Below are 1976 nucleotides of genomic sequence, written 5' to 3'. Positions count from 1 at the left end.
CCCGCCCCGACTTCTCCGGCCCGCCGCCCGCAGACGGCACCCCGGGGATCCCGGCGTTCGGGCCCGTACCGCCGCCGCGCTCCCCGCCGTCGCCGGTGCCCGGCGAGGCGGCCTCGTACGGGACCCCGCAGGACACCGGCGCGCGTCCGGCGCCGCCGCCGCCCCCGCAGCGCCGTAGCCGGCCCGGCGGCCCCGGCCCGCAGGACACCGGCGCGCACCCGCTACCGGCGCGCCGCTCGGCCCCGGCGTCGTACGACACGGGCGAACACCCCGTGGCGCCCTCCGGCCCCGGCGCCGGACCCGGGGACACCGGTGAGTACCCGGTGCCCGGGCAGCGTCCGGGCCCCGGGGACACCGGGGAGTACGCGATGCCGGGGCAGCGCCCCGGCCCTCAGGACACCGGTGAGTACGCGGTCCCCGGGCAACACCCGGCGCCGCATGACACCGGCGAGTACCCCACTGCGGTGCCGCAGCAGCCGGCCACGGCCCCTCCGGGCGACGGCCTGCTGGACGGCGGCCCCGTATCCTCCCGCGGCGACGAGCGGACTCCGATCTTCGAGTCGATGGAGTCCGACTGGTTCCGCGGGACCCGCGGCCGCGAGCCGGAGGCCCCGGCCGACGTGGCCCCCACCGCTGCGCAGGACGTGCCGGAGGCCCCGGCCGACGTGCCGCCCGCCGCGCAGCCGGACCAGCAGCCCGCCGTACAGCCGGACCAGCAGCCCGCCGCTCCCGCACCGCAGCCGGCCACGGCCACCGCCGCACCGGCCTGGCGTCCCTCGCCCAACGACGACCGCTGGCGCCGCGCGGAGCAGCTGCGCACCCCGCAGGCGGGCGGCGTCACCACGTCGGGGCTTCCGCGGCGGGTGCCGCGCGCCAACCTCGTCGCGGGCACCGCACAGCAGTCCGCGAACGCCAGCGGAACCCAGGTCTCGCGCGCGCCCGACGACGTGCGCGGCAGGCTGACGAGCCTGCGCCGGGGAATCCAGCGGGGCCGCCGGGCCGGCGGCACCGGCGAGACCCTCGGCGGCAACGGCTTTGGTCCCACCTATCAGCAGGAGCGTTAGTTGAGTCCATTGAGCCAGGCGGCGCAGAATCTGAACTGGTTGATCACCAACTTCGTGGACAACACCCCCGGGGTGTCGCACACGGTGGTGGTCTCCGCCGACGGACTGCTGCTGGCGATGTCCGACGGCTTCCCGCGCGACCGCGCCGACCAGCTGGCGGCGGTGGCGTCCGGTCTGACGTCGCTGACGGCCGGCGCCTCGCGCATCTTCGAGGGCGGGAGCGTGAACCAGACGGTGGTGGAGATGGAGCGCGGCTTCCTCTTCATCATGTCGGTTTCGGACGGTTCCTCGCTGGCCGTGCTGGCGCACCCGGAGTGCGACATCGGTCTGGTCGGCTACGAGATGGCGCTGCTGGTCGACCGGGCGGGCGCGGTGCTCACCCCCGACCTGCGCGCGGAGCTGCAGGGCAGCCTGCTGAACTGAACCACGGTCGGCCGTCCGGCCGCCCGCCGCACAGACCATCCCCATCGGCCATGTTCCCGTCCGGAGGATCCATGACCCCGCCACCCGCCTCACCCGACTCGTACGGTGGTGCGCAGCATCAGCCCTACGAAGGTGAAGGCGATCAGCCGCTGGTACGGCCCTATGCCATGACCGGCGGCCGGACCCGGCCCCGTTACCAACTCGCCATCGAAGCCCTGGTGAGCACGTCGGCCGACCCGATGCGGCTGCAGGGGCTGCTTCCGGAGCACCAGCGGATCTGCCACCTGTGCCGCGAGGTGAAATCCGTTGCCGAGGTCTCCGCGCTGCTGACCCTGCCGCTGGGTGTCGCGCGCATTCTGGTCGCCGACCTGGCCGAGGCCGGTCTGGTGGCCATTCACCAGCCCGGCGGCGGCGCGGATGCAGACGGAACCCCCGATGTGACTTTGCTCGAAAGGGTGCTCAGTGGACTTCGCAAGCTCTAGTGGTGTG

General features: G+C 74.7%; 2 protein-coding genes and 1 pseudogene. All 3 read left to right on the top strand.

Annotated features, from left to right (window positions below):
* Window positions 1–1064: pseudogene (locus ABD317_RS36360) on the top strand (nitrate- and nitrite sensing domain-containing protein); the annotation flags it as partial.
* Complete coding sequence (locus ABD317_RS36355) at window positions 1065–1487, top strand: roadblock/LC7 domain-containing protein (protein ID WP_101421253.1); 423 nt, start codon at window positions 1065–1067, stop codon at window positions 1485–1487.
* Between the two features lie 71 nt (window positions 1488–1558).
* Entirely contained in the window at window positions 1559–1969 is a 411-nt protein-coding gene (locus ABD317_RS36350) for a DUF742 domain-containing protein (protein ID WP_344296234.1), read from the top strand.
* Window positions 1970–1976 lie beyond the last annotated feature (7 nt).

It is taken from the genome of Streptomyces synnematoformans, assembly GCF_039531005.1.
Classification (GTDB): Bacteria; Actinomycetota; Actinomycetes; order Streptomycetales; family Streptomycetaceae; genus Streptomyces; species Streptomyces synnematoformans.
The sequence above is the reverse complement of the archived record's forward strand: the minus strand, read 5'-3'. Positions and strand labels throughout refer to the sequence as shown.

What these genes read in the sequence shown, in the direction of transcription:
- ABD317_RS36350 (WP_344296234.1), top strand. Translation starts at nt 1,559, where the DNA reads ATGACCCCGCCACCCGCCTCACCCGACTCGTACGGTGGTGCGCAGCAT.